The organism is Natronoarchaeum mannanilyticum (assembly GCF_039522665.1).
GTDB classification, from domain to species: domain Archaea; phylum Halobacteriota; class Halobacteria; order Halobacteriales; family Natronoarchaeaceae; genus Natronoarchaeum; species Natronoarchaeum mannanilyticum.
In genome coordinates this window covers 1,336,405-1,361,741 of the sequence record NZ_BAAADV010000001.1, presented here as the reverse complement: position 1 = coordinate 1,361,741, position 25,337 = coordinate 1,336,405, and the positions used below count along the sequence as shown (strand labels likewise).

At 66.7% G+C, this 25,337-nt stretch carries 18 protein-coding genes; 6 read left to right on the top strand and 12 right to left on the bottom strand.

Annotated features, from left to right (window positions below; genetic code table 11):
• Positions 1-42: 42 nt before the first annotated feature.
• Together ABDZ81_RS06995 and ABDZ81_RS06990 are read right to left on the bottom strand one after the other, a co-directional pair.
• Entirely contained in the window at positions 43-939 is an 897-nt protein-coding gene (locus tag ABDZ81_RS06995; RefSeq protein ID WP_343773196.1) for a TRAP transporter substrate-binding protein, read from the bottom strand.
• 219 nt (positions 940-1,158) lie between these two features.
• Positions 1,159-1,947, bottom strand: coding sequence for an SDR family NAD(P)-dependent oxidoreductase (locus ABDZ81_RS06990; protein WP_343773195.1), 789 nt, complete (start codon positions 1,945-1,947; stop codon positions 1,159-1,161).
• 153 nt (positions 1,948-2,100) lie between these two features.
• Here ABDZ81_RS06990 and ABDZ81_RS06985 point away from each other — a divergent pair, with 153 nt between their 5' ends.
• Positions 2,101-3,063 carry a mannonate dehydratase gene (locus tag ABDZ81_RS06985; RefSeq protein WP_343773194.1) on the top strand — a complete coding sequence of 321 codons (963 nt, stop codon included), beginning with the start codon at positions 2,101-2,103 and terminating at the stop codon, positions 3,061-3,063.
• A gap of 233 nt (positions 3,064-3,296) precedes the next feature.
• Positions 3,297-4,058: an IclR family transcriptional regulator gene (locus tag ABDZ81_RS06980; RefSeq protein ID WP_343773193.1), complete on the top strand. Its 762-nt coding sequence runs from the start codon at positions 3,297-3,299 to the stop codon at positions 4,056-4,058.
• A gap of 18 nt (positions 4,059-4,076) precedes the next feature.
• On the opposite strand, the gene ABDZ81_RS06975 is transcribed toward ABDZ81_RS06980, so the two are convergent.
• From ABDZ81_RS06975 to xacF, 4 genes are all read right to left on the bottom strand, one after another.
• On the bottom strand, positions 4,077-4,820 hold the full coding sequence (locus ABDZ81_RS06975; protein ID WP_343773192.1) for an SDR family NAD(P)-dependent oxidoreductase: 744 nt from the start codon (positions 4,818-4,820) through the stop codon (positions 4,077-4,079).
• A gap of 671 nt (positions 4,821-5,491) precedes the next feature.
• Positions 5,492-6,667 (bottom strand): mandelate racemase family protein, encoded by a 1,176-nt coding sequence (locus tag ABDZ81_RS06970; RefSeq protein WP_343773191.1) that lies wholly within the window; start codon positions 6,665-6,667, stop codon positions 5,492-5,494.
• Positions 6,668-6,788: 121 nt separating this feature from the next.
• The gene (gene gfo6 / locus ABDZ81_RS06965; RefSeq protein ID WP_343773190.1) at positions 6,789-7,871 is read right to left on the bottom strand and encodes a D-xylose 1-dehydrogenase Gfo6; all 1,083 of its coding nucleotides are present in this window, start codon (positions 7,869-7,871) and stop codon (positions 6,789-6,791) included.
• Between the two features lie 141 nt (positions 7,872-8,012).
• The gene (xacF, locus tag ABDZ81_RS06960; RefSeq protein ID WP_343773189.1) at positions 8,013-9,452 is read right to left on the bottom strand and encodes a 2,5-dioxovalerate dehydrogenase; all 1,440 of its coding nucleotides are present in this window, start codon (positions 9,450-9,452) and stop codon (positions 8,013-8,015) included.
• Positions 9,453-9,646: 194 nt separating this feature from the next.
• On the opposite strand from xacF, the gene ABDZ81_RS06955 reads away from it, so the two are divergent.
• From ABDZ81_RS06955 to ABDZ81_RS06940, 4 genes are all read left to right on the top strand, one after another.
• Positions 9,647-9,799 carry a DUF2080 family transposase-associated protein gene (locus ABDZ81_RS06955; RefSeq protein WP_343773187.1) on the top strand — a complete coding sequence of 51 codons (153 nt, stop codon included), beginning with the start codon at positions 9,647-9,649 and terminating at the stop codon, positions 9,797-9,799.
• A gap of 3 nt (positions 9,800-9,802) precedes the next feature.
• The gene (locus ABDZ81_RS06950) at positions 9,803-11,032 is read left to right on the top strand and encodes an RNA-guided endonuclease InsQ/TnpB family protein (RefSeq protein WP_343773186.1); all 1,230 of its coding nucleotides are present in this window, start codon (positions 9,803-9,805) and stop codon (positions 11,030-11,032) included.
• Between the two features lie 71 nt (positions 11,033-11,103).
• The gene (locus tag ABDZ81_RS06945) at positions 11,104-11,967 is read left to right on the top strand and encodes a fumarylacetoacetate hydrolase family protein (RefSeq protein ID WP_343773185.1); all 864 of its coding nucleotides are present in this window, start codon (positions 11,104-11,106) and stop codon (positions 11,965-11,967) included.
• 737 nt (positions 11,968-12,704) lie between these two features.
• Positions 12,705-12,977: a DUF7553 family protein gene (locus ABDZ81_RS06940; RefSeq protein WP_343773183.1), complete on the top strand. Its 273-nt coding sequence runs from the start codon at positions 12,705-12,707 to the stop codon at positions 12,975-12,977.
• 121 nt (positions 12,978-13,098) lie between these two features.
• Here the strand turns inward: ABDZ81_RS06940 and ABDZ81_RS06935 are convergent, their stop codons facing one another.
• From ABDZ81_RS06935 to ABDZ81_RS06910, 6 genes are all read right to left on the bottom strand, one after another.
• On the bottom strand, positions 13,099-13,656 hold the full coding sequence (locus tag ABDZ81_RS06935) for a DUF2238 domain-containing protein (protein WP_343773182.1): 558 nt from the start codon (positions 13,654-13,656) through the stop codon (positions 13,099-13,101).
• A gap of 104 nt (positions 13,657-13,760) precedes the next feature.
• A complete protein-coding gene (locus ABDZ81_RS06930; RefSeq protein WP_343773181.1) occupies positions 13,761-14,366 on the bottom strand; it encodes a metal-dependent hydrolase in 606 nt (201 codons plus the stop codon).
• A gap of 192 nt (positions 14,367-14,558) precedes the next feature.
• A complete protein-coding gene (locus ABDZ81_RS06925; protein WP_343773180.1) occupies positions 14,559-15,140 on the bottom strand; it encodes a VIT1/CCC1 transporter family protein in 582 nt (193 codons plus the stop codon).
• A gap of 5 nt (positions 15,141-15,145) precedes the next feature.
• A complete protein-coding gene (locus tag ABDZ81_RS06920; RefSeq protein ID WP_343773179.1) occupies positions 15,146-15,436 on the bottom strand; it encodes a DUF211 domain-containing protein in 291 nt (96 codons plus the stop codon).
• 127 nt (positions 15,437-15,563) lie between these two features.
• Entirely contained in the window at positions 15,564-16,232 is a 669-nt protein-coding gene (locus ABDZ81_RS06915; protein WP_343773178.1) for a rubrerythrin family protein, read from the bottom strand.
• A gap of 208 nt (positions 16,233-16,440) precedes the next feature.
• Positions 16,441-25,230, bottom strand: a complete 8,790-nt coding sequence (locus tag ABDZ81_RS06910; RefSeq protein ID WP_343773177.1) for an outer membrane protein assembly factor BamB family protein — start codon at positions 25,228-25,230, stop codon at positions 16,441-16,443.
• Positions 25,231-25,337 lie beyond the last annotated feature (107 nt).

Here is a 25,337-nt window from a genome sequence, read left to right as displayed (position 1 = left end):
AACAGTATCTAGCTCACCTATTCATTGTTACGGATCCGACGGTCACATGTTTCGGACGGTTTCCCAGTCGAAGGCCCACGTCTCCTCGAACAGTTGCTCGACCGCCGGTTCCGCCTGCTCCTGGAACGCTTCGGTGTCGACGTCCTCGACGATCGTCATGCCCTGCTCGCCCAGCTCCTGGATCAGCTCCTCCTCGCTCGACTGGGATTCCTCCGATGCGGTCTCCGTCACCGACTGGCCGACCTCCATGATCATGTCCTGGTGAGTCTCGTCGAGCCCCTGGTAGAAGTCGTCGTTGATGTAGATGTTCCCGTTCGCGATCAGGTGGCTCGTCAGGCTCAGGTGGCTCTGGACCTCGTAGAGGTTGAACGAGCTGATCTGCTCCGCGCCGCCCTCCGATGCGTCCGCCGTCCCCTGTTCGAGCGCGCTGTACAGCTCGTCCAGCGCAATCGGCGTCGGCGAGGCGCCGACCTGCTCCCAGATGGCGACCCACGGGTCGAGCTCCGGCAGGCGCAGGTTGAGCCCCTCGACGTCGCTCGGGCCGCGGATCGGCGAGTTTGAGGTGAAGTGGCGCGCGCCGCGGTAGATCTGCTGGCCGATTGGGCGCTGGTTCCCGCTCTCGACGAGCGCGTCGTGTGCCTCCTGCATCTGGTCGCTATCCAGCACCGACAGCAGCTGGTCGTAGCTCGAGAGGACGAACGGGCACCCGAAGAACCAGTACTCGGGCGCGAACTGGAAGTACGGGAAGCTACCCGCGGCGTGAGCCTCGACGCCGCCCTGGCTGACGATCTCGCCCGTCTCGTCCTCGGAGCCGTAGGCACCGCCGGCGCTGATCTGGACGGAGATGTCGCCGTCCGACTCCTCTTCGATGTTCTCCTTGAACATCTCGGAGGTCTGGACCAGGATGTGGCCCGGCTCGAACGTGCTGGCGATCGTCATGTCGACGCCACCGCCACCGCCGCCGTCTCCCGTGAGGCCGGAACAGCCGGCGGTCGCGGCGATAGCGCCCGTACCGATACCCTTGATCAACGAGCGTCTGCTAACAACGGATGACCCATTTGACATGGTTCATCATAGAAGACTGGGGATAATTATATAAAACTTTCCCCGGTTTCGTGGCCGCCACCGCGCACCCGGAAAAAGGCGAGTTCGGCGCCGTCACGCGCGGTCCTCGCGGTACCGCCACGCGTCGGACGTCCATCCACCGTCGGCCCGAAGCACCTCGCCCGTAACGTACGTGTCGCCGCGTGCCAGGAAGCTCACGCAGTTGGCCATCTCCTCGACGGTGCCGTACCGGGCCATCGGCGTGCGTCGGCGGATGTCGTCGTCGGTGTATCCGGCCGAGTCCTGCGTCTGGTCCGTGATGTCGGTCTGGATGAACCCCGGCGCGAGCGCGTTCACGCTGATGTCGTCCTCCGCCCACTCGACGGCGAGGGTTCGTGTGAGGTTGATGACGCCCGCCTTCGCCGCACAGTACGGCGCTCGCATGTGAAACCCCATCTCGCCCATCATCGACGAGACGTTGACGATCGCCCCGCCGTCGGCCTGGGACTGCATCTGCCGGCCCGCAGCCTGGCAACCGATGAACACGCCCGTCAGGTCCACCTCGATCACTCGCCGCCAGTCCTCGACGTCGATGTCCGCCGCCGGACCCAGCGTCGTCATCCCCGCGTTGTTCACCATCACGTCGAGCGACCCGAAGCGATCGACGGTCGCCTCGACCATCGCCGCCACGTCGTCGCGGTCGCTCACGTCGGCCTGCACCGCGACGGCTTCTCCGCCGCGATCCTCGATCTCGTCAACGACAGACTCGGCCTGCCGTTCGGAAGAGCGGTAGTTGACGACCACTGACGCTCCCTGCTCCGCGAGTTTGGTCGCGATCCCGCTGCCGATTCCTCTCGAAGCACCCGTGACGATGGCTGTCTCTCCATCGAACGTGTCGCTCATGTGTGATCCGTTGAAACCTCACACGGCGGAGTATTTTTATCTTCCCCCGGCGGCACCAGCCGCTCGCGGATCGAAGCGTCCGGTCGATCGCAGCTTCGGCAAGTCACCTCGGGGAAAGAAAGCTATTTATCCGTGGTTCTAAATCATCTGTCCATGGTCGACTCAGCGGTAGTCTTACCGCCACAGCCGGACGACAGATGGCAGCTCGCCAAGCAGATGGGCGTGACGAACGCCGTCGTTCACACCCTGGAGATCGGCGACGGCAAAACGTCATGGTCGTATCACGATCTGTTGCACCTGAAGAACTGGTACGAGGACGCGGGGCTCGACATCAGCGTCATCGAGGGGAGCGTCCCGCTGACCGACCGCGTCAGGCTCGGACTGGAGGGTCGCGACGAGGACATCGCGGAGTTCAAGGAGTTCATCAGGCACTGCGGGCGACTCGACATCCCGGTCGTCTGTTACGACTGGATGGTCGGCATCCGCTGGGCACGAACCGAAGCGCACGTCGAGGCGCGCGGCGGCTCGCTGGTGACCGCATACTCCGACGATCGAATGCACAGGGACGGAGCCGAGCAGGCGGTCGACGCTTCCCGCGAGCAACTCTGGGAAGCCCTGGAGTACTTCCTCCGGGAAGTGACGCCTGTCGCGGAGGAGGCCGGGGTGAAACTCGGCCTCCATCCCGACGATCCCCCTCGGGAGTCGCTCGGCGGCGTCCCGCGCATCGTCAACAGCCCCGAGGCGTACCAGCGCGTCCTCGATTGCTACGACAGCGAACACAACGGGATCACGTTCTGCCAGGGCAACTTCGCCGCGATGGGCGTCGATCTGCCGGCGACGATCCGGCGGTTCGGCGACCGCATCAACTTCGTCCACTTCCGCGACGTCGAGGGCGACGCCGACAACTTCGTCGAGACGTGGCACGACGAGGGCCCCAACGACATGCTCGCGGCGATGGAGGCCTACCAGGAGGCCGTCGACGACGACGTGGTGATGCGCCCCGACCACGTCCCGACGATGGTCGGAGAAGACAACTCGAATCCGGGCTACCACACGAAGGGGCGGCTCTTTGCGATCGGGTACATGCGGGGACTGATGGAACGGGCCGAACGGTAGTAGCTGCTGGTCGCGCAGGGGCGTTACGTCGCCGATCATCGACGCGATTCGCTGTTATCCCGTCGTCGTGCCGTTGTTTCCGTTCTGACGAGCGGGTGGTAGTTCGCGCCGAAACCGGAATACAAGCCGCGAGAACGTAATGAATAATAATTTTGGATTCCAAAGTGTTCATCCACTATCGTTGGACAGTAGTCGAAAGTGATATCCGGTGTGCCACATCATGCACACACACAATGACAGACGATCCAAATCGGATACAGGCGGTCGAAAACGTCTTCGACGTCATCGAAAACGTCGGAGAACTCGGCAGTTGCGGGGTCCGCGAGCTCGCGGACCACATGGACATCCCGAAGAGCACGGCCCACGTCTACCTCAAGACGCTGGAAGACGTCGGCTACGTCATCAATCAGGACGGGAACTACAGCCTCAGCCTCCGGTTTTTGAACATCGGCGGACGCGCTCGGCACAACATGAGCCTCTACCAGGTGGGACGCAGTGAGGTCGACGAACTGGCTCACACGACGGGCGAGGTTGCCACGATGGGCTGTGAAGAGGACGGTTACCGGGTAATGCTGTACCGGACGGAGCCGACGGGTGCCGTCTTCAACAACGCGCCGACGGGCGAGTACACCCAGATGCACTGGACCGCGCTCGGCAAGGCACTGCTGTCACAGAAGTCCGACACAGAGATTCGGTCGATCGCCGACCGACACGGGCTCCCGCAGGCGACCGAACACACGATCGTCAACCAGGACGAACTGCTCGATGAGATCGAGACCATCAGGTCCCAAGGGTACGCCGTCGAGGACGAGGAGCGCGTCAAGGGCGTCAAATCCATCGCTATTCCGGTCGAAAACAACGGGGAGCGGTCCGACGCCGCCATCTCCGTGGCCGGACCGAAACACGAGTTCGACGACGACCGCATCCAGAAGGAGTTCCTCCCTGCGCTCCAGAACACCGCGAACGTGGTCGAGCTCAAGACCAAACACTACTGAACGGGGACGCCGGCGCCCTCACGCCGTCGATCCGCCGTCGACGTGGATGACTTCTCCCGTGAGATAGTCCGAACGGTCCCTCGCGAGAAACGCCGCCAGGTCGCTGATATCCTCTGGTTCTCCCAGGCGACCGTACGGCACCCCCGCCGCCCGCTCGTCGACCCACGAGGGATCGCGTTCCCTCACTTCCTCGTTCATCGACGTCTTCGTCGTCCCCGGAGCGATCGCCACCACCGAGACGCCGTCGGGACCGTAATCGACCGCGAGCTGTCGGACCGCGGCGTGGAGGCCGCCCTTGCTGGCGCAGTACGCCGGCAGCTCCGGGACGCCGACCGATCCCGCCTCCGAGGAGACGTGGATGAGCGTCCCCTCCGTCTCCATCAGGGCGGGCAGCAGGTGCTTGCTGACCCGGAGCGCGCCGAGGAGGTTCACGTCGATCACCCCCGTCAAGTCGTCCTCGTCGGCCTCGTGGAGCCGCCCGCGCGCGATCGTCCCCGCGCTGTTGACGCCGACGTCGATCGTTCCGAGGGCGTCGACCGCGGTCGTCGCGGCGCGCTCGACGGCCTCGTCGTCCCTGACGTCGCACTCGATCGGAACGCACCGGGTCGGCAGCGACGCCGCGAGCTCCTCGAGCGCCGGTTCCGACCGGGCAACGGCGGCGATATCCGCGCCGCGGGCGGCGTACTCCTCGGCGATCGCTCTTCCGATCCCGCGGCTCGCTCCCACGACGAACGCGCTCTTGTCACTGAGATCTCCGGACATCGGATTCACGTCCGATCTCCTGTCAAATAATTTCTCGGGTCACCGGGTGAGGGATGACGTCGATCGCGTCCGGTGCTCCGGAGCCGCGTCCTGACCGGGCGACTGAGCCGGCAGCGACGGAGTCTTGCGACGCTCTCCCGACCGCAGACCCGAGATTCGGCCATCGACCGTTCATCGGGCGCTCCACCGGCGGACCCGTTTCCTCGGCGCCTCGACCTGCGTCCAACAAAGATAGACGCCGATACGCCCGCTCGATAACTACGGCTGTTTTCAAAACTGGTGTAAATGTGTGCGTCGTTCACGTGGAACGTGTGACAAACCGCCGCTGCGGCGCGCTGTCTTTACATAGTTACCACCGTAATACCATCCGCCGTACGGCCCGCAGCAGCTCGTCGGCTCCCGTCCACGAATGATGGACACCCCATCGGTCGACGAGTCGGGCGGGGAGGAATCGCGATCAGTCCGCTTCCGGGCGGGCCCACGAGAGCGGGACCGAGAAATGGTAGTGTCGCCGACACGGACGCGCCACGTCATCGCGCCCGGGGAATGCTCACTACCGCGGGCGGGAACGCGTCCGAGAGAACAGTTCCGGTGGGTCGTCTCGGGCGGACCGGCCCGTACTGTGACGGGCACGGTCCGGGGCGGATGACCGCCGCCACGTGCGAGTGCCGTTACTCGTAGGTGTGGATGTCGCCGGTGGTGTTCGCCTCGATGTAGTCCCAGTCGTACTCCACGCCGAGGCCGGGGCCGTCCGGCACTCCGACGGTGCCGTCGTCGTCGACGGTATCGATCATGTCGGAGTAGCTGCCCTCGTAGACGGGGGGTTGTGTGCTCTGACAGTGGGGGTGGACCAGCGCCATCTCGTAGTAGTTGGAGTTTCGGCAGGCGGCGATGCAGTGGCGCTGGGCCGGGCCGGGCGCGTGGAACTCCACGTCGAGGCCGTACGCCTCGGCCATGTGTGCGACCTTCATCGCGCCGGTGATGCCCGCGTCGTACTCGGGGTCCGCGCGGAGGAAGTCGGTCGCCTCGTTGGCCGCGAAGTCCGACTTGATTTCGAGCCCGCGGACGTGCTCGGTCTGGAGGATGGGGGTGTCGAGCTTCCGGGCGAGTTTCCGGTGGGCGTGCTGGGAGATGCCGCCGTCGCGGAAGGGGTCCTCGTACCAGAAGAACCCCTGTTCGTCGAGCGCGCGGCCGAGTTCCAGCGCGTCCGCGAACGTCTCGAGTTCGCAGGCCGGATCGTGCATCAGGTCCATCTCGTCGCCGACGCGCTCGCCGACCGCGCGGACGGCTTCGAGCTCGCGGGTGAGGTCGCGGGACTCGTCGCCGCCGCCCCAGCCGTGGATCTTGAAGCCGCCGAAGCCCTGGTCCGAACAGTCTTCGGCGAAGTCGGCGAACGCCTCGGGGGAGTCGAGCCCGCCCGCCTCGTCGCCGTGGTACGTCGAGGCGTACGCCGGGATGCGTTCGCGGTAGGTGCCCAGCAGTTCGTGGATCGGCGCGTCGTAGTACTTGCCCGCGAAGTCCCACAGCGCGATGTCGATGGGGCCCATCCCCATCCGGTCGTACTTCCGCAGGGCGCGCTTGATCTCCGACCAGTGTTTCTCGCGTTTCAGGGGGTTCTTGCCGACCAGGTACTTCGCGATGATGTTGTACTGGGCCGCCGCCGGGGAGTTCCCGCCGACGTACTCGCCGACGATCCCCTCGTCGGTGTGGATCTTCACGCCGAACAGCTTCCGGTAGGTCGTCTCGCCGGGGTCGTACACGAGGTTGAACCCGTGCTCGTCGGTGCCCACGTCCTCGAGCGGGTACTCGAACTCGCGGCTCTCGATCCTCGTTATCGTCGGTGCCATGGCCCGACGTTCCGCGGAGCGGATAATAAAGCTGTCCTCCGAACCATGCGAACGGGGATGGCGCGGGACGAGGACGGCGCGGGACGAGGACGGCGCGAGACGAGGACGACTCTGGCGACCCTCAGCGCAGGTCGACCGTCGACTCGGTCTCCGAGGCCTCGTAGACGGCCTCGATCGCCTCGATGTCGACGAGCCCGTGCTCGCCGTCCGGATACGGCTCCTCCCCTGCGAGCAGACAGTGCGAGAAGTACTCGAACTCCTCTTCCATCTGGTCGACCTGCTCGAAGTCGACGTCGAACGTCGTTCCGCCCCGGGAGACGGTGAGCGCGCGGTCGTCCCACGGGTAGAACGCGGGTTCGATCCGCAGGCGCCCCTCGGTTCCGATGACGGAGATGTGACTCGCCATGTAGGCGTTCTGGCTCGCGGTACAGACCGCGTACACGTGGCCCGGAAAATCCAGCTGGAACGCGCCGTGTTCGTCCGGCACGTCCGCGAACTCCTCTTGCACGGAGGCGACCGTGCCGCGCACGCCGACCGGGTCCTCGTCGAGCAGGAACCGGCTGGTGTTCAGCGGGTACAGACCGATGTCCATGACCGCACAGCCGCCCGACAGCTCGCCGTCGAGCCGCCACTGGTCGGGGTCGGGCACCAGCTCGAGGATCCGCTCGGTCATGTTCCCGTTGATGAACACCGGGTCGCCGATGACCCCCTCGTCGAGCAGCTCCTTCGCGCGGCGGACCGCCGGTTCGGTGTGCATCCGGTAGGCGATCATCAGCGTCGCGTCGTGTTCGTCGCAGACCTCGACCATCCGCTCGGCGCGCTCGACGGTCGCCTCCATGGGCTTCTCGCAGAGGATCGCCTTGTCCAGTTCGGCCGCGGTCTCGACAAAGGGGAGGTGTAGCGCGTTCGGCGTGACGACGTAGACGGCGTCGTAGGCGTCGCTCGCGGCGCCCTCGTGGAACTCGTCGTAGGTGATCGCGCGCTCGACGGTCGGCGACGACGCCGCCGCGTCGGCGGCCTTCTCGCGGTCGCCGCTGACCAGCACGGTCGTCTCGCAGAGGTCGCCGTTCGCGACGGCGGGCATCGCCTGCTCGCGGGTCCACCAGCCGACGCCGATCATGGCGAACCGAACCGGGTCGTCGGTTTCGGTGATCTCCTGCCAGTCCCGTCGGGCGAACTCGTCGGCGAGCGCCTCGATCTCCATGCCGAAATCGTCTCGGGCCGGCGTAATAGTCGTTACGTGGGGGTCGATCGGGGCGGGGTGTCGGAACGAGAAGTCGAGCGGGCGGCGCGGAACCGTAACAGGAACACGCCGACCCGAGCCCTCGATCGGGCGGCTGCCCGCTTAGTAGTTGTCGTACACCGTCTTGCTGATGGTGTAGAAGTCCAGTCCCGCGTCGCCCTGTTCGCGGTACGTCTCACTCGAGGACGCTTTCACGCCGCCGAACGGAACGTGGAGTTCGAGTCCGGTCGTCTTCTCGTTGATCTTCACGACGCCCGCTTCGGCCTCGTCGACGAAGCGGTTGGCTTCCGTGTGATCGTCCGTGACGATGCTGGCCGAGAGCCCGTAGTCGACGCCGTTGGCGACGTCGAGGGCCTCCTCGTAGCCGCCGACGGGGATGATCGACAGCACTGGACCGAAGATCTCCTCCTGGGCGATCCGGTAGTCCGGCTCCACGTCCGAGAAGACGGCGGGTTCGACGAAGTACCCCTCGCGGTCGATCGCCGCGCCGCCCGTCTCGAGGGTCGCGCCCTCGTCCTCGCCGATCTCGACGTAGTCGACGGTGCTCTCCAGTTCTGACTCGCTGACGTGGGGCCCCATGTCCGGGTCGTCCAGCCCGTGACCGGGCTCGATCGCCTCGGCGCGCTCGACGACCGCGTCGACGAACTCGTCGTACACGTCCTCGTACACGATGGCGCGGGAGCAGGCGGTACAGGCCTCCCCCGTGACGCCGAACGCGCCGGACGCGACGATGTCGGCGGCTTCCTCGACGTCGGCGCTGTCGGAGACGACCGTCGGGTTCTTGCCACCCATCTCCAGTTGAACGCGCTTGCCGTCGTCGGTCGCGGTATCGTACACGGTGTTACCGACCGCCGTGCTCCCGGTGAACGAGATGGCGTCGACCTCGGGATGGCTGGCGATGGTACCGCCGACCTCGCTACCCGGACCGGTGACGACGTTCAGGACGCCGTCCGGAAGGCCCGCTTCCTCGAGCGCCGTCGCCATCTCGTGGACCACGCCGGGGGCGAGCGACGCGGGCTTGATGACCGCCGCGTTCCCGGCCGCCAGCGCGGGCGCGATCTTCCACGCGGGGATGGCGATGGGGTAGTTCCACGGCGTGATCAGACCCGCGACGCCGAGCGGCTCTGTTTCCGTGTACAGGTTCGTGTTCCGGGCGCTGGAGCTTTTGACCGTCCCGCCGAGGTCGCTCGCCTTCGCGCCGTAGTAATCGAAGATGTCGATGGCGCGCTGGACCTCGCCGCCGGCCTCGCTGCGGGTCTTTCCTTCTTCGCGGACGAGGAGTTCGGTGAGCTCGTCCTTGCGCTCCGCGAGGAGCGCGCTCGTTCGCGAGAGGATCCGACCGCGCTCGGGCCCGGGCGTCGACCCCCACTCCTCGCTCGCGGCGACGGCGGCCTCGATGGCCGTCTCGGTATCCGCCGCGTCGGACTGCGGGTAGGTCGCCACTACTTCGTCCGGCTTCGCCGGGTCGCGCGTGTCGAACGTTTCGCCGCTCTGTGCGTCAGTCCACTCTCCGCCGACGTAGTTTGCGTACTCGGTTGGCACACGCTCTAATCAGTTCTATTCACATTTAACGTTTTACCTACATTGAGTCGCTAATGCCCCTTCCTCAGGGAACGCCGACGGTGCGAGCAGGGAGGGGATACAGCGCCGCACGAGTTTCTTGCACTGTTCTACAGCAGACCCTCAGGCCCACGTTATCGATATCTTTATCTTATGCCGAAATATATACAATGTTAATGGATCGGCACGGAATCGAGGGCTACAAAGTTCTCGACCGGGACGTTTGCCCGGTCGGAAACGGCACGCACGTCCTTGTCCTAAAACGGTGGATCGGAGCGGACGTAGAGGTCGTCCGCGTTTCCGAGCCCGACGCCGACTCACGCGAGTAGACCATGCGCTACAACTACAGGTATCGGCTCAATCCGACCGACGAACTCCACGACCGGTTAGCGTGGACTGTCGATACCTGCCGACAGGTCTACAACCACTTCCTTCACCGGCTCAACCGAGAGGACGGTACGTCTGCCTATTCCGAGCAGTCGATCCTCCCCGATCTCAAACGCGAGTGGACCGACCTGAAGAATGTTCATTCGAAGGTGTTGCAGAAGGTCGTACAACGGTTGTACGACAACCTCTCAACGCTGAAGGGTCGGAAGGACAACGGCTACCGCGTCGGCGAACTCAAGTGGAAAGGGCCACAGGAATATCGTTCGATCAAGTACAGTCAAACCGGCTTCGAACTCAAGAACACGAGTGGTCGAACTGTGCTTTCTCTTTCTAAAATCGGCGATATTCCGATGGTCTACCACCGCGACGTTCCTGACGACGCCACGATCAAAGAGGTCGTCGTCAAGCAGGAACCAACCGGCGAATGGTTCGCTGTCCTCGGGATCGAAACCGAGAACGACGCACCGCCGAAACCCAAGACGCTCGAGGACTGTGTCGGGATTGACGTGGGGATTCTGAAGTACGCTCACGACACCGACGGCACCGCCGTCGGACGCCCCGACCTGGCCGACGAACGCGACCGACTTGAGCGCGAGCAACGCAAACTCTCCCGGAAAGAGCACGGCTCGGCGAACTACCGCAAGCAACAGCGTGTTGTCGCGCAACGCTATGCCGACCTGCAACGGAAGCGCCGGGACTTCCTGCACAAACTCTCGAACCACTACGCTCGAGAGCACGACCTCGTTGCGGTCGAAGACCTCGACGCGAAGGGTCTGATGGAACTCCCATCGAACAGCCGCAACCGTGCTGGGGCAGCGTGGGGAACGTTCCTGCGGATGCTCGAGTACAAGTGCGACCGCGAGGGGACGCACTTCGTCGCCGTCGATCCGCGAGGGACGACCAAAGAGTGTGCGGCCTGTGGCGTCAAGTCGGACAAGCCGTTGTGGGTCCGCGAACACTCGTGTCCATCCTGCGGTTTCACGGCGGACAGAGATTGGAACGCGGCCTACAACATCTTGGTACGCGGCCTGAAGCAAGTAGGGACGGGCTGTCCCGAATCAACGCCTGCGGAGACTGCGCTCCCTACGGGAACCCATTCGGTTCCTGCAAAGTGCGTCGTGGAAACAGGAAGCCCCACCCTCAAGGAGCGAACCGCGTCAGCGGTAAGCGAGTAAGGTGGGGAGGAAGTCACCCTCCGGAGCGATCCGGCGGGAGCTTTATCATAGAGAGGGTTCTCTTTCGTGCCATGCGATATTACCGGCTCGACGACGGCACCGACGACAGACTGATCGCCGACGACGGCGACGCAGCGTACGATCTCACGGCAGTCAAGCCCCACGTGAGCGGTTTCGGCGACCTCGCAGCGGCCGCCGACGTCGCTGAGAGCGGCGTCGACGAGCTCGCCGCCAATCTGACGGCGGACGCCCCGACCATCGACTTCGAACCGGAGGACGCCGCGCTCCCGATCGTCCCCGAGGAAGTGTGGGCCGCGGGCGTGACCTACGAGATCAGCGAGGAAGCGCGCGAGGCCGAGAGCGGGATGCCCGAGATGTACCTGGACGTCTACGGCGCCGAGCGGCCGGAGATCTTCTTCAAGGCGACGCCGAGCCGTACCGTCGGCCCCGGCGAGGCGATCGGCGTCCGCGGCGACTCCTCGTGGAACGTTCCGGAGCCGGAGCTCGGCGTCGTGCTGTACGACGGCGATATCGTCGGCTACACGATCGGCAACGACGTGAGCAGCCGCTCGATCGAGGGCGAGAATCCGCTGTACCTCCCGCAGGCGAAGGTGTACGACCGCTGTTGCTCGCTCGGCCCCTGCGTCGTCTCCGCCGAAGAGGTGGGCGATCCGCACGACCTGACGATGTCGATGACCATCGCCCGCGACGGGGAGACGCTGTACGAAGACGAGACCTCGACGGCGAAGATGGCCAGGACCTGCGAGACGCTCGTCGACTACTGGACCGCCCACAACGCGGTTCCGGAGCTGGGCGTGCTGCTGACCGGCACCTCTCTCGTTCCCGAAGAGGGGTTCACGCTGTCGCCGGAGGACGAAGTTTCGATCTCGATCGAGAGCATCGGTCGGCTGGAAAACACCGTCATCGAGGTGTGATGGCGTCGACGCCCCGGACTCGGCGACGGAACTCTCCGCTGCGACGGCTCGCGACCTGGCCGCGGCAGGCCACTACCCGACGGCAACGAATCGCCCAGAAATAAATCCTAATCTAGTTTTATCCCACGTGGACTGAGCTCACAGAGATATTCCCTCGACCAGAAATATTTTCTGTAGCAAAATCATACTGTTAGATAATTCATAATATGTTAATCATATCTACCGTGCGTTTGATTAAGAGAGGCAAGAGCGCCCAGACCAACAAGTAAAATCGGCTATATGCCCAAAATTCTTTTTGATTTTATCATTATAAAATACAGCCTCTCAAATAGCACCGGTGTTTCCATCTCGACAGTCGACGCCGCTACGAACTATTCGAAAGGAAGGACCGAACAGCCGTAGAAACGGCAAATTCACACGGTTCGAAGCCAGGGATATCTCAGGAACGTCCGCCGATCGCACAGTTGATCGATGGAAGTAGGAAAACGATTATGTAAACCATACTAACTAAATTCTATATAGACATTTATCGCCGACGAACGGCGTCGCGTCTCGTCACGAGCACCGGGTCGTTGGACCAGGAGAAAACTCAAATAGAATTTATACCGTGCCCGTCGGACGGGCAGTATCGAGTGGATCCGCCGGACTCGAACGCCCGGATTGCCGACGTGTCCCGACGCGCAAACGCTGACGCGAATGGATAAACGTTCTATACGATACGGTGAGTAGTTTGACGCATGGCACACGACGAACTCTCCGACGCGAGCGACGCGCTCCGAGACGCCAGCGAGAACGCAGAGAGCGACGACCTGCGCGAGCGGCTCCACGAGCGCTCGGACGCCGTGGCGACGCTGGCCGACAAGGAACGTAAGCCCGACCACGGACGACTGGCGCGCGAGGACGGCAAACTCCGAGAGATCCTCGAAGACGCCGGCGAGGAGGTCGGCGAGCACGTCGAGCGGGCCCGCGAGAAGATCCGGGAGTTCCGCGAGGACCTGCCCGGCGTCTAGCGCCGTCGACGACAGCGGCGTCTCGGCGCCGCTTCGAGGCGTTCTTTCCGGAAGCGGTCCCGCGAGCGGCGCGGCCGTGCGGTCGGTCGGCGGCCCGCGAGAGCCGGTCTCGGGCGTCGGGTCACGCGTCGCCGTCGGCGACGTCCCCGAGCACGCGGTCGCCCAACGCGAGGACGAGCACCGCACCCACGAGATCGAACAGCAGATCGAGGGCGGTGTCTCTCCGGCCGTAGGTGACGAGGATCGGCTCGACGCCGAGGCGGTCGGCGCCGGCGTGGATGAGGTACTCCGCGATCTCCCACAGCACGCCGGCGACGGCGACGACGGCGACGACGCGCGGGCGGGGATCGCGCCCCCGGCGGCGGCTGATCGCGAAGACGGCACCGCCGAGGATCGTCGCGGAGTGGGTGTGGGTGAGATGATCCCACCAGCTGACCTCGTCGTACGGCCCGAGCATGCCGACGGCGTGGGTGATCATCGCCGAATCGACGTACAGGTGGTGCCACGGCCGGAGGTCCACGTCGTACGTTCGTTCCACGAAATCGGTCAGGTACGTCCCGACCGCCGCCAGGACGGCGTTCACGACGGCGCCCGGACTCCGCTTTCGGAGGCCGACGAGAAACACGGTGACCAGCGCGTACCGGATGCCGCGTTTCGCGCCGCGCTCGGCCGATGACATGGTCGACGTTGTTCAGTCGAACAACATAGAGCTACCCGTTTCGAGCGTGCGTCTCGGGACCGCCGAGTCGATATTTCCGGGGCGGCCGTCGGGGAGCGCGGTCGTCATGCGTCCCGGTAGCGCTCGGGGACGTACGGCCGCACGGACGCCGGAACGAGGCGGGCGAGATGCTCGACGAGCGCCGCGAGGGGCTTTCGCAGTAGGACGTAGACCAGCGACGCCGCCAGGAGCGCGACAGCGACGCCGGCGACGCGGCCGTCGCCGACGACGAGCAGCGGAATCGCCGCGAGCACGGCGAGCGCGAGATCCTCGGGGGCGCCGTCGTACCGGACCCACCGCCGCGGCGGGAGCCAGCGCCCGTGATAGTGGCTGTACACCGCCCGCTCGGAACTGGCGCGCCACGGCCGCAGTTCGAGGCCGCCGCCCGCGGCGTCGCTCGCGGCGTGCAGCGCCGCGGCGGCCAGCCCGGCGGCGAACGCGACGGTCCAGGGCAACGGCGCGACGATCGCGAGCGCGATAGCCGGAACCGCCGCGAGCGACGCGTACACCGGGAAGTGGAACGTCCGCCGGTGGCCGGCGTACAGATCGAGGTCGGGGAACAGGCCGCCGACGAGCCCGGCGCCGAAGGCGACCGGCGCGAACTCCGGGGCGAGCGCGAGGACGGGAAGGGCGAGCGCCATCCCCCAGAGCGCGTGTGTCGTGGCCATCATCGTGACCCCACGTAGGCGACGGAACGATAAATACGTTTCTCGCGGCTGACAGGGGCCCCTGGACGTGACGATGCCGGACCGACGAAACCGAACGAGCGGCGGAGAGCGGCCGTGAACGGGGCGGGGCCACCAGGATCGGGTGCTCGATCCGACTCTGACGGCGAAGCTGAACGAAGCGGCGCCGTCCGCTCGCTACCCCGGCAGGAAGAGGTTGATCACGGCGACGACCAGCCCGGCGAGTCCCATCCGGAGCGCGGACACGTACCACCGCTGCCCGGAGATCGAGCCCATGTACGCGCCGAAGACGGCGAGGACGGCGATCCCGAGGGCGACGCCGACGACGCCCGCCTCCGCCATCGAGAAGACGGTCCCCTCGAAGAGAAGCGGGGAGAGCGGGATGAGGACGCCGATCAGCGGGCCGAGCCCGCTGGCCGTCGCGTGGATCACGCGAGCGGCCCGTTGCTCGCGCTGGACCTGGGTGTCGTCGAGGTCCGTGAGCATCGCCGCCTCGATCCGCATGATCTCGGCGCGCGTCTCGGCGCGCTCGATCTCCCAGACGCTCCAGACCGCCGAGGTTCCAAGCCCGACCGCGGCGCCCAGCCCGATCGTGACGACGGTGACCCCGTCGGACACGCCCGACAGGACGGCGCCGACGATCACCCCGATGCTCGTCAGCGTTCCGTCGAACCCGTTGGAGACGAAGTACCGCCGCGAAATCGAGCGGACGTCTTCCCGGCCGAGCAGCGATCGCAGGAGGCGGCGCGTGGAGGACACGGTCGTCAGCCGTCCTGCGGAGTGGGTTGCTCTTCGACGACGTACTCCCCGTAGGCGGCCTGATCGACCGAGTGGACGGTGCCGCCGAGCTCGCCGATCGCCGCCTCGACGGCCTCGTAGCGCAGGTCCTCGCCTTCGATCGTGAGCTTCACGTTCTGGACCTCCTGGTCGAGTTCGATCAGCGACGCCGAGACGGCGTCGACGCGCTCGACGGCCGAGATGCGCTCCGTAAACTCCAGCAGCGGCGGGTCGTGGGGCTTGAGGACGTCGAGCGCGACGCGTCGAAGCGTGCTCATTGTCGTGGAAATCGGCTCCCGCTCGCTTAAACGTCGGTGTCGTCCGGGACGGCCGCCGAGGGGCTACGACCGGCCCGTAACCGACAGCATTCGGCCAGAATGACAGCTAACAGTCGTCGGCAGTCCGTCAGCAAACCGGCTTGGGGTTGACGCCCATCGCCTCGAGCTGTTCGGTGTATGACTCGTAGGCCGCCTGGATCGCCTCGGTCGCGGCGGCGGCGACGGCGTCCTGACGAGGCGACGCCGAGTCAGGGCTCGAAGCGCTCTGCGCTTCGGCGTCCGGGTCGGCGTCGAGGTCGTCGATCAGGTCGAGCACGTTCTCGCGCAGTTCGTCGATGTCGCCGCCGTATCCGCGGAAGAGTGATGCGGTCTGTGGATCGGCGTCGCCGACGAAGAAGCCGGTGAACTGTTCGATGAGCTTGTTGGCGACGAGCGTGTGTCCGAGCAGGCCGCCGAGTCGAGCTGCCGCATCGTCGGCGTCGCGCAGCTGGGTCTGGATCGCCGGAACCTCTCCGGGGTCGTGATCGTCGAGCTTCCCGAGGACCTGCTCGTAGTGATCGGCCGTGAGCTGGGCGGCCTCGTCGAACAGATCCTGTTCGGCCTCGGCGTCGGCTTCGGGCACCCAGGCGGCGAACGTCTCGCTGGCGGCGTGCGCGCGGTCCGCCGCTGCGGTGAGGATCGCCTCGGACTCCATCTCCCCGCCGGTGATCGCGTACAGCGCCTTCGAGGAGCCCAGCCGGGAGAGCGCGGTCTCGTTGTCGTCGCGGACGTCGTCTGCGATGTCGGTCGCGGTCATGTGGCGTGGTAGGGAGAGTAGGGGTTTGTAAGCGTCGTTGTGAGCGGGCGAGAGAGCGTGTTGCCGCGGAGGTGTACAGAAGGAGAGACAGTTATCGCGAGAATCGATATCCCGGTAATGACCCGACTGGAGCAAGCAAAGAGAGCCCCAGAAACGGAGGAATGAGATTGGAGGGGTACTCAGAGTGGATTCACTCGACAGGAGACCGTCAGTCCTGCCTGTTCCGGTGACGAACGATACCCCCGACGAGGAGCGCCGCGAGCGCGATTACGGGACCGAACCCTGGCGAACCGTCGTCGTCCGTCGACTCGTCGGTGCCGGTTTCGTCGCTCTCGTCGTCAGCGCCGGTTGCAGCATCGTCGGTCTCGTCTGTGCCAATATCGTCATCGTCGAGACTATCGCCGTCCGTCTCGTCGTCAGTATCGTTCTCGTCGCCACCAGCCTCATCGTCAGTATCGTTGCCGCCCTCCTGTCGGTCGTCGCCCGTCGACGCCTCGGCGTCGATCGAGAGCGACGTCGACGCCGAGTCGTTCGCGCTTTCGATCACGACCCGCTGATCACCGCTTGCACTCGTGGGCACGTCGTAGGTGAACGTCACGAAGCGCTGCTGTCCCATGGCAAGCTGCTGGGACTCGCGATCAACGACCTCGCCCCCCGTGGCCAGAGTGAGTTCCTGGGTGCCGACGGTGCCGCCGTCGTTATCGACCACGGCGGTGATCTCTGCGGTTTCGCCTGGTTCGTACGGCCCGCCGGCATCCTGGACCTCGACCGTGAAGTGAGGCGGTTCGAGCGATAGCCCGCCGCCACCGCCGCCACCGCCGATACTACCACCACCGCCGGAGGAGCCGGATTCGGAGACGGTGATCGTCTCCGTCGCCGTTTCGGCGTTACCGGCGTCGTCGGCGACGGTGAGATCGACGGCGATCGTCTCGCCGATTTCGAGGTCCGCGATGTCGACCGTCGCGCGCTCGCCGGTGATCTGCGTCTCGACGCGGTTCGCGGAGGCGTTGACGTCGACCGCGGTTTCGGCGACGTCGATCCCCGAGATCTCGGGCGAGTACTCGAACGCGACCGTAACCGGCCCCTCGTCGGGCGCGACCTCGGTGCCGGGATCGACGCCGACCTCGTCGATCGACGGCGGCGTCTCGTCGGTACCGGCGACGGCGAACTGACTGAAGTCGTCGGCGGTCGCGACCAGCTCGTTCGCGTCGGCGTCGTAGTCGGTCGCGAGCGGGTCGTACCCGCGCTCGCCGTCGGCCGAGCGGACGATCCGCAGCTCGTCGGGCTCGAACGCCTCGGCGAGATCGTCGTCGACGGCGGCGAGCGGGATCCTGACGGTCGCGTTCTCGAGCTCGTTCGCGTCGAGTCCGACGCGGTCGACGTCGAGGAAGCCGCCGGCGATCGTGGCGGCGTCGAGTTCGGTCCCCGCCGGCGGGACGGTAGTGGCCGTGATGACGGCGGTCCGATCGGTGTCGTTGTCGATCGCCGCGGCGTCGGCGTCGAGCGTCACGGTGCTGTTGACGCCCGCGGGCGTCAGCGTCGCGGTGCCGTTGTCGAGCTCGTAGGGAATGACCGTCGACTCGAACTCTGTCGTGACCTCGTTGCCGGCGTCGTCGGTCGCGTCGAGAGCGACGGTGTAGGTCGTGTTCGTGCCGCCCACGAGGCCGCCCTCGAAGTCGACTGCGAGTTCGTCCTCGGCGTCCTCGAGTCCGCCCGGAATCCGGCTCGCGTTCGGCGTCCGATCGGCAGTGCCGTCGCCGCGAGCGGCGATCCGAAGATCGGTTAGATCGAACGGCTCGTCGGCGTCGAGCGTCAGCGTCGCGGTTTCAGTGTCGAGGCCGTCGACGCGCGGCCGTATCCCGGGCGGCGTCGTGTCGAACGCGACGCTGTCGCCGCGCTCGGTCGTCGTGTTGCCCAGTTCGTCGACCGCTTCGACGACCGCGGTGTACTCGCCGTCCGCGACGACGGCGTCGCCGTCGATCGTCGCCTCGACCCGCCCTTCGGTCGCGTTGTCGGCCGCGGGTTCGGTGACGGTAAAGGACGTGAACGTCGCGCCGACGCCGAGGCGGACCGCCTCGACGTCGGGGCCGACCGGCGTGACGTTGGCGCTGATCGTCACCTCGTCGCTCGCGAGGGACCGGTCGACCGCGACGTCGCTGATCTCCGGCGGGCGATCGTCCAGTTCGACCGAGACCGTCCGGGTCGTCGACGCGGACGCGTTGCCGGCGTCGAGCGTCGTCGTGACGTTGTACTCGCCGGGGTCGGCGAACGCGTGCGTGATCGTCGGCTCGGTCGTCGTATGGGTCGTCCCGTCGCCGAAGTTCCAGTGGTACTGCTCGACGCTGCGCCGCTGGTCGCCCTCGACCAGTTCCGCGTCCGAGGCGTCGAACGTGACCTCCTGACCGTTGTACGGCGTCGCGTTCGAGACGGCGACCGTGCCCGAGACGGCGGGCGGTTCGTCGACGGAACCGCTCGAAACCCGGAAGCGCTGGGTCTGTGCGATGGTCGTTCCCTCGTCCTCGTAGGCCAGGGTCACCGACTGTTCGCCGGCCTCGTCGGGCGTCCAGTCGATCGTCTCGCCGGTCCGCTCGAAGACGCCGTCGCCGTCGACGTCCCAGCTGACGTCCGCCATCGGTGAGCCGTCGGTGCTGAGCTGGCCGTCCTCGTAGTGGAACGACACGCGGTAGGAGACGTCCGCCCGATCGCTGCCTGGATCCACGGCAGGATCCGTGCTCTTCCAGCGGTCGTAGAACGCGTCGAACGACTCGCCGGTGGCCGCCTCGAAGCGCCTGTCGAGATCCTCGCCTTCGGAGTCCTCGACCATCTCGAGGAACGTCTGTCGGCCGTACTCGGCGTAGAACGCGCTGACGAAGTCGTTGCCCTGCTCGTACTCATCGAGCGATCCGTCCCAGTCTAACAGCTCCGCCCGATCGGGGCGATTCGCGTCGACCGAGTAGAACTGGAAGGTGTTGGCCTCGAAGGATGCCTGTCCCTCGAGGAGGAAGTTCCAGTCGCCGTCGGTCTCCATGTCCATCTCGAACTGGGCGATGTGCGTGAGTTCGTGTTCGGCCGTTCCCAGTTCGAGGCCGCCGCCGGTCGACGACTGCGTCGTATCGACGAGGATCGTGTCGGGATACTTGGCGAGCCCGGCGTGGGTTCCGTTCTCGATACGATCGGTGGCCTCGAAGTGGACCGTCGACGGTAACTCGCCGACGCGCTGTTCGAGGTGGCGCGCCATCGGGTCGAGCTGGGGCTGAATCATCGCCAGCCCGACCGTGGTCTTGCGGCTCTCCGTGGTGAACTCGAAGCGCTCCGTCTCGGAGCGGTACTCGTGGACGCTCAGTTCGACCTCCCGCGTGACGGGGTCGTCGACGCCCGCGGCGTCGAGTTCCGCCGTGATCGTCGCCTGCCCGGTCTCGTCGAGCTCGACGGTCCCGCCGTCGGTCGTCGCGGCGACCCCCTCGATCCGGAGGTCGCTCAGGCTCGCGTCGCCGATGACGTTGACGGTGAGCGTCTCCTCAAGCAGCACGTCGTCCTCGTAGAACAGTCTCTGACGATCAGTGCCGTCGACCGCGACGTCGATCCGGGCGTCAACGGGCGTGACCGTGACGCTCGTCGTATCGGTCTGGCCATTTTCGTCCGCGATGGCGACCGACACGGTGACGGACTGGTCTGCGGGAAGCCACACTTCGCACGTCGCCTCGCAGTCGCTGACATCATCGTCGACGCCCTTGACCTCCCAGTCGTACGTGAGATTGCCGGTGCCGGCGCTGTCGGCCGCCGAGAGTTCGAGCATCGTCGACGGCTTGGGGTGCCGCTCGTTCACGTCGAGCGACGCCTTGATCGGCTCCGTGACCATTACCGACCGAGTGTACCGGGCGGACCCGTCGCTACCGGGGTCGGTGACGAGCGTCACGTCGTGCGTCCCGGACTCCGCGAACGACAGGTCGACCGTCTTCCCCTGCGCTTCGATCTCACCGTCGCCGTCGCCGTCCCAGCCGTAGGCGTCGGCCGCGACGCTGGCCTCGAACGTCACCGTCTCGTTGACGCCGGGCTCGGTCGGCCCGTACTCGAAGCCGGGCTCGGTCGTACCCTGGTAGGCCAGCACCGCCCCTTCCGTGTCACCGAACTCCTCGGGGTTGCCGTCGGTGACGGTCACGACCGTCCCGTCCGCGATCGCGCCGATCCGATCGGGCGCGCCGTCGGAGTGGGCGACCGATTCGATGCGGTCGCCGGTCGACAGCTCGTGTGCGACCAGCTCGCCGTCGGCGACGCCGAAGGCCCGGTCGCCGACCACGGCCGGCATCGCGTCGAGATCGAGCGACGCGGATCGCTGGAAGTTCTCGCGCGTGTAGATGCCGCGCTCGGTGACGAACCGAGAGTCGGTGACGGCCGGCCTGGGAAGCGTAGCGTGGTTATACGACCCGTGGCCAGCGAGGGTTTCGTTGGCGATCACGTCGCCGGTCTTTGCGTCGAACTCGACGATCTCGTACTGTCCGCCGAGACGACCGGGAACGTACAGCGAGCCGTCGTCGACGACCGGCACGGGCGAGCTGTCGACGTCCGAGAACACGTGGGAGGTCCTCTCGACCCACCGAACGCTCCCGTCGGACCGATTCACCGCGACGACGCAGCCGGTCGGCCAGTCCGATCCGGGGACCTCGCAGTCGGCCGCCGAGAACACCGTCTCGTTGGTGACGACTGGCGGGCCGTTGCCCTCGAAGGAGGCGTCTCCGTCCGCGGGTGCTACGGCCCACTCAGTCTCGCCGGTCGTGGCGTTCAGTTCTTCGAGTTGGAGCGAACTCTGGAGATAGATGTCGTCGCCCCGCTCCGAGAAGACCGGTCCCGAGCCGTACACTCTGGTGTTCCAGCGCTCCTCGCCGGTCGAGACGTCGATCGCCGCGAGGTGGCGGTTGAGCGCGTCAGCTTGTTCAACGTACTCGACGAGGACGGTATCGCCGGACACCTGCATGTCGGTTACCCGTCGTTTCTCCGAGCCGCGAACGACTGCGTCCCAGCGCCGCTCACCGGTCTGTCGGTCGACGGCGTACACGGTCGAGTCGTTGTACACATCGGCCCCTCCTATAACTCGCCCGAGACCGACGAGCACGGTATCCTCGGTCGCGACCGTCGACGAGACGGGCATCGTCCCGGAGTCGTTGCGGGGGACCGAGAACTCCCACGCGGCGCCGATCGAGCGCGGCGCCGTCACGTCCGTGGCGGCGCGGGTGTTGCCGACGTCGAAGCGCGATCGCGGCCAGGTGCCGTCGGGCGGCGTCGGGACACCGACGTCGACCGAGTCGTCGATCGGATCCGACTCCTCTTCGACGTCACCGAGGGCCTGCATCCGATCCGTCCCGACCAGGAGCGGCCGGCCGTCTGCGACGAGGTCGAGGGTCGGCGATCCGACCTCCACGTCGGCGACGCTGCGCTCGGTCCCGTCCAGTCCGATCACGTAGCGCGCGTCGGGATCGTCCGTCGGCCCGGCGACGAACCGGACCAGACCGTCGCGCGTCACGAGGGGCTGTTCGAACACGTCGAAGTTTTCGGTGTCGCCGGCGAATATCTCGCTCGTCCACTCGGCCTGGACTCGGCCCTCGGCGTCGAGCACGTCGATCCCGTAGGTCGCCTCCAGCCTGTCGCTGTAGGTGCCGCGCGGGACGACGATCCGCCCGTCGTTGGTGACGCTCGGCGCGGCTCGACTCTGAGTGGCGTGAGTCCACAGCTCCCCGCCGGTGTCGGCGTCGAGGGCGATCAGCGACTCGTTGGTCGTGTACAGCACCGCGCCGCTCGGCGTCGCGACCGGATGCGCCTGCGCGTCGGGCAGGCTCGCCCGCCAGCGTTCCGTTCCATCGGCGTCGACGGCGACCAGTCCCACGCCGGGGACGGCGGCGTACGCTCCGCCGTCAGCGGCGGCGATGGCGTCGTTCGGAACGTCGGTCGCGTTCGGGAACGTGCGATTCCACCGCTGGTCGCCCGTCTCGGGGTCGAGCGCGATCAGCGCAGTTTCGCGTTCGACTTCGCCGAGCACGTAGACGGCGTCCTCGGTCGCGACGGGACGCGAGGGATCGATGAAGCAGAAGTCGTACGTGCAGGCGTCGTCGTTTTCGGTGTCCCAGCGCACGCTCCCGTCCGCGTCGAACGCCCGGACGCCGGCGGAGTAGCGGACGTACGTGGTCCCGTCAGTACCGAGGGCCGGCTCGCCGCTCGCGCCGGCGATCGAGCGGTTCCAGCGCTCCGAGCCGTTCGGACCGAACGAGTAGAGGCGTTCGTCCGTCGCGGTACCGGCCGACGTGACGACGGCGGTAGTCCCGTTACCCACGGCAGCGCCAAGGGCCGACCGCTCGAACGTTCGCTCCCAGACGACGTCCTGGGCGGTCGTGCCGTTGGCGGCGGCGTAGCCCGTCCGCCCGGGGTCGGTCCAGTCGGACGCGTCGGTCGGGTCGTCCGTGGGGTCGTCGGTCGAGGCGTCGCCGACGGCGACGGTTCTCGACGCGGTGCTCTCGTTTCCGGCGCTGCCGATAGCGACGACCTCGATCGTCCGGTCGCCCTCGGCGTCGAACGCGCGCTCGAACCGTCCGTCGGCGTTCGAATCGACCTGTTCCCCGTCGACTCGGAGCTCGAAGCCGTCGATCACCCGGTTAGGATGGGGGTGGGTCGACGCCGACGCGTCGATCGCGATCGTCTCGCCCGGATCGGCGCGCGACGGTGCCGAGATACGGACCGACGGTGTGCCGACGCGCTCCCCGCGGGACGCGACGTAGATCGTCTCGGTCGTCTCGACGTCGACGCCGTCGACCGTCCCCGAGAGCGTCAGTTCGTACGTCCCCGCCTCGTCGACGGTCGTCGAGAACGTATCACTCTGGCCGGCGTCGCGTTCCGTCCCGTTCTCGACAAGCGTCCACTCCGGATCCTCGATGTCGGCCGGCGCGTCGAAGCTGAGGTCGTCACCCGGTTCGGGTAGCGACCGGTCCGCAGCCACCGGGATCGACGTCGTGTTCGCGGTGAGCGCGGCGTCCTCAACGCGAACGACCGTCTCCGAGGTCGCCGTCCGGCCGTCGGCGTCCGTCACGTCGAGGCGGATGCGCGTCGGCCCCGCGAACTCGACGGTGGTCGTCGGCGTCTCGCCGGAGAGCGTCCGGTCGACGTCGCCGTCGTCGTCGGTGTCGAGCGACCACTCGTAGGACTCGATCGCGGCGTCGGCGGTCGTCCCGCTCGCGTCGAGTTCGACCGACTCGCCGGTCGTCGGGTCGGCGGGCGCGTCGATCACGGGGCGGGGCGGAGCTGTCGTATCGTCGGTCGAAAGGGTGTACGCGGGCCAGCCCTGCTGGTCCTCCGGGCCGGACCGGGGGAAGCGCTCGTACGCTTCCTGATTTTCTTCGGGAGACAGCCCGTCCGCGACGAAGAAGGGGCGGAACGCCGCCCGGTAGGACAGCCAGGCCTCACCCTCGTCGTCGCGCGAGATCGTCACCTGGTACTGGCGCTGCTGGCCGGGATCGTACTGGTCGCGGACGTCGACGAGCGCGTGATCGAGCGTCGTCTGCTCACCGGAGGCGTCGATCGCCTCGTCGCCGGGATCCAGGCGGTCGACGGCGGGGGGCTCGTCGGTCCCGATCTCGGACACGTCCTCGATCGAGATGTTCTCGCCGTGGCTCAGCGAAAGGAAGCTCCGCTGGCTCGCGACGCCGGCGCCGTCGGCGTTGGCGACCGTGAACGTGACGGTCGTCGTCTCGTTCTCGGCGAGGCCGCGCAGGTCGTCCTCGATCGCCGACCGGTCGCTCGCCGTCGTCACCTGCGGGCTCGGCTCGCGGACGAGCGCCAGCCGGTCGCCGGCGGCGTCGTACTCGTCGGTGGCGTACGTCGAGAGCGCGGCGAAGTACTCGGCGAGCAGCGGGTTCTCCTCGCCGAAGCCGACGCTCGAACGGCTCGCGTCGCGCTGTTCCTCGGCTTCGACCAGCAGCGACGTCTCGTAGTCGTTCGCGTAGGGATTGCCCGAGGACTCGAAGCTGGCGTCGACGAGCACCGCGCGCTGCCGGAGCAAGGCCTCCTCGAGCGCGTCGCGGTCGCCCTCCTCCCAGGCTCGCCGCTCCTGAGCGTTCAGTCGCTCGAGCTCGGCGAGCGGCGCCGAGCTATTGCCGGCGCGACGAACGCTGTCGCGGGCCATCCGCGAGTCGAGGTCGTTCTTCAGCGCCAGGTTGATCTTCGCGATCTGGCCGGCCGTGCCGCCGTCGTAGTTGCCGGTCGCGACCTCGTAGGACGTTCGGATGTCGTCGACCGTCGAGAGTCCCGGCGTCGACCCGACGATCGCTCCCTTCGTCCCCTCGGTGATCGCCGTCGCGAACCCGTCGCGCATCGCCGTCGCGGTCGTCTCGTTCCACGGCTCGCTGTACAGCAGCGTCCCGTAGCTGTCGCGGTACGAGGAGACGAGCGTGTTGCGGGCGGCCGACGCGTTCGCCATCGCCTCGCGGGTCGTCACGTCGGACGTGACCGCGTACTCGGCGCGTGCCGTCTCGTACTCGGTCGCACCGGCCCGCGGCGTCGCGGTCAGCGACACCGATCCGGTGTCGACACCGCCGGGAACGTCGACGAGCACCACGGAGGTCTGGGTCGTCCCGGCACGGAAGAACGAGTCCGACGAGACGGTCGCGGAGGTCTCGTTGAACTCCGCGGTCTGGTAGTCGGTGGGCTGAACGCTCTCGATCGTCGCGTCGCCCTCCACGGCAACGTCGAGCGCGGGGTTCTCGATGCGGTCGTCGCTCAGGAACGACTCCTCGCCGACGTCGACCGAGACGACGACCGGATACGTCCCGCCGGGAGCGAACGTCTGGCTCTCGTTCGGGGAGACCGACGCCGACTGGTCGAGCCCGCCCGAGGACTGCGCGGAGACGGCGGTCGCGCCGACGCCGGTCCCGAGCGCGACGACTGCGGCGAGAAGCAACAGGACGGCACAGACGGGTGCGATCCGACGGACGGTCGATCGGATATTTCTGGCGCTCATCGGAATCGCGGTGCGGCGGACGCCGAGCCGTCGGCGGACGACTCGGGGTGCAAATCGAGGGGCGGTCCTTGCGACGTACTAGTCGAACGGGTGCAGTTGTTTTCCAT

Bases quoted from the DNA above. Each gene is read 5' to 3' on its own strand.
- ABDZ81_RS06995 (WP_343773196.1), bottom strand. From the start codon at position 939: ATGACGATCGCCAGCACGTTCGAGCCGGGCCACATCCTGGTCCAGACC.
- ABDZ81_RS06990 (WP_343773195.1), bottom strand. From the start codon at position 1,947: ATGAGCGACACGTTCGATGGAGAGACAGCCATCGTCACGGGTGCTTCG.
- ABDZ81_RS06985 (WP_343773194.1), top strand. From the start codon at position 2,101: ATGGTCGACTCAGCGGTAGTCTTACCGCCACAGCCGGACGACAGATGG.
- ABDZ81_RS06980 (WP_343773193.1), top strand. From the start codon at position 3,297: ATGACAGACGATCCAAATCGGATACAGGCGGTCGAAAACGTCTTCGAC.
- ABDZ81_RS06975 (WP_343773192.1), bottom strand. From the start codon at position 4,820: ATGTCCGGAGATCTCAGTGACAAGAGCGCGTTCGTCGTGGGAGCGAGC.
- ABDZ81_RS06970 (WP_343773191.1), bottom strand. From the start codon at position 6,667: ATGGCACCGACGATAACGAGGATCGAGAGCCGCGAGTTCGAGTACCCG.
- gfo6 (WP_343773190.1), bottom strand. From the start codon at position 7,871: ATGGAGATCGAGGCGCTCGCCGACGAGTTCGCCCGACGGGACTGGCAG.
- ABDZ81_RS06955 (WP_343773187.1), top strand. From the start codon at position 9,647: ATGGATCGGCACGGAATCGAGGGCTACAAAGTTCTCGACCGGGACGTT.
- ABDZ81_RS06950 (WP_343773186.1), top strand. From the start codon at position 9,803: ATGCGCTACAACTACAGGTATCGGCTCAATCCGACCGACGAACTCCAC.
- ABDZ81_RS06945 (WP_343773185.1), top strand. From the start codon at position 11,104: ATGCGATATTACCGGCTCGACGACGGCACCGACGACAGACTGATCGCC.
- ABDZ81_RS06940 (WP_343773183.1), top strand. From the start codon at position 12,705: ATGGCACACGACGAACTCTCCGACGCGAGCGACGCGCTCCGAGACGCC.
- ABDZ81_RS06935 (WP_343773182.1), bottom strand. From the start codon at position 13,656: ATGTCATCGGCCGAGCGCGGCGCGAAACGCGGCATCCGGTACGCGCTG.
- ABDZ81_RS06930 (WP_343773181.1), bottom strand. From the start codon at position 14,366: ATGATGGCCACGACACACGCGCTCTGGGGGATGGCGCTCGCCCTTCCC.
- ABDZ81_RS06920 (WP_343773179.1), bottom strand. From the start codon at position 15,436: ATGAGCACGCTTCGACGCGTCGCGCTCGACGTCCTCAAGCCCCACGAC.
- ABDZ81_RS06915 (WP_343773178.1), bottom strand. From the start codon at position 16,232: ATGACCGCGACCGACATCGCAGACGACGTCCGCGACGACAACGAGACC.
- ABDZ81_RS06910 (WP_343773177.1), bottom strand. From the start codon at position 25,230: ATGAGCGCCAGAAATATCCGATCGACCGTCCGTCGGATCGCACCCGTC.